2 protein-coding genes are annotated in these 1,391 nt (G+C 69.4%); both read left to right on the top strand.

Annotated features, from left to right (window positions below):
* A partial coding sequence (locus ACWF94_RS40505; protein WP_453500300.1) for an ABC transporter permease occupies nt 1-334 on the top strand: 334 nt, incomplete at its 5' end.
* A gap of 17 nt (nt 335-351) precedes the next feature.
* Entirely contained in the window at nt 352-1,185 is an 834-nt protein-coding gene (locus tag ACWF94_RS40500; RefSeq protein WP_453500298.1) for an ATP-binding cassette domain-containing protein, read from the top strand.
* The last annotated feature ends 206 nt before the right edge of the window (nt 1,186-1,391 follow it).

The following is a 1,391-nucleotide window of genomic DNA, read 5'->3' as shown; positions in this document are numbered from 1 at the left end:
AACCAAGATCGGCCTCTATATGGGGGTCGCGTTCGCCGCCTGGGTCTCCGGCCAGCACCTGCTGTTCTCGTTCGACGTCGTCCAGTCCGGCGAGGGCGTCGGCAATGAGCTGATCTACATCATCGCCGCCGTCATCGGCGGCTGTCTGATCACCGGAGGCTACGGCTCCGCGATCGGCTCGGCGGTCGGCGCGTTCATCTTCGGCATGACCAGCAAGGGCATCGTGTACGCGGAGTGGAACCCGGACTGGTTCAAGTTCTTCCTCGGCGCGATGCTCCTGTTGGCCACCCTGCTCAACGCATGGGTCCGCAAGCGGGCGGAGGCGACACGATGACCGGCGGAGGCGACACAATGACCGGAACCGCGACCGGAGCCACGGCCGGGACCGCGCTCGTCGAACTGGACGACGTCAGTAAGTACTACGGCAATATCCGCGCCCTGGAGGGGGTCTCCCTCGCCGTCCACGCGGGCGAGATCACCTGTGTGCTCGGCGACAACGGCGCCGGGAAGTCCACCCTCATCAAGATCGTCGCCGGTCTGCACCAGCACGATGCCGGCACCTTCCGCATCGAGGGCGAGGAGACCCGGCTGGCCAGTCCGCGCGAGGCGCTGGACCGGGGGATCGCGACGGTCTACCAGGACCTGGCCGTCGTCCCGCTGATGCCCGTCTGGCGGAACTTCTTCCTGGGCTCCGAGCCGACGAAGGGCCGCGGGCCCGTCAGACGGCTCGACGTCCGGAAGATGCGCGAGACCACCCGGGCCGAGCTGCTCCGGATGGGGATCGACCTCCGCGATGTCGACCAGCCGATCGGCACGCTCTCGGGCGGTGAGCGCCAGTGCGTTGCCATCGCACGGGCCGTCTACTTCGGCGCGAAGGTCCTCGTCCTCGACGAGCCGACCGCGGCGCTGGGCGTGAAGCAGTCCGGGGTGGTGCTGAAGTACGTCGCGGCGGCGCGGGACGCCGGGCTCGGAGTCGTTCTGATCACCCACAATCCGCACCACGCCTATCTGGTCGGCGACCGCTTCGTCCTGCTCAAGCGGGGTGCGATGTCGGCGAGCCATACGAAGGGCTCCGTCTCCCTCGACGAACTCACCCGCCAGATGTCGGGCGGCAGCGAACTCGACGACCTCCGCCACGAACTGGCCCGGGCGCCGGAGCCACGCCACCTGGGCGGCCCCGAGTAGCCGCGGGGCCCTGGACCAGAGGTCCCGGGACTGCCCGCCGTGTCTTCCCGACCCGGGTCCGGCGACCAGCCGCGCTGTCGGCTGACGCGCACCCCTGCGGGGTGTCCTCAATCTCCCCCAGACTTCGTCCGGGGGTGCCCCCAACGGGCTGGATTTGCCCGCCTGGGTCTCAGTCCCGAACCGGTGCACGCTCCCGTGCTCAAGGG

It is taken from the genome of Streptomyces sp. NPDC055078, from assembly GCF_053607985.1.
The sequence above is the reverse complement of the archived record's forward strand: the minus strand, read 5'-3'. Positions and strand labels throughout refer to the sequence as shown.

Bases quoted from the DNA above. Each gene is read 5' to 3' on its own strand.
- ACWF94_RS40500 (WP_453500298.1), top strand. From the start codon at position 352: ATGACCGGAACCGCGACCGGAGCCACGGCCGGGACCGCGCTCGTCGAA.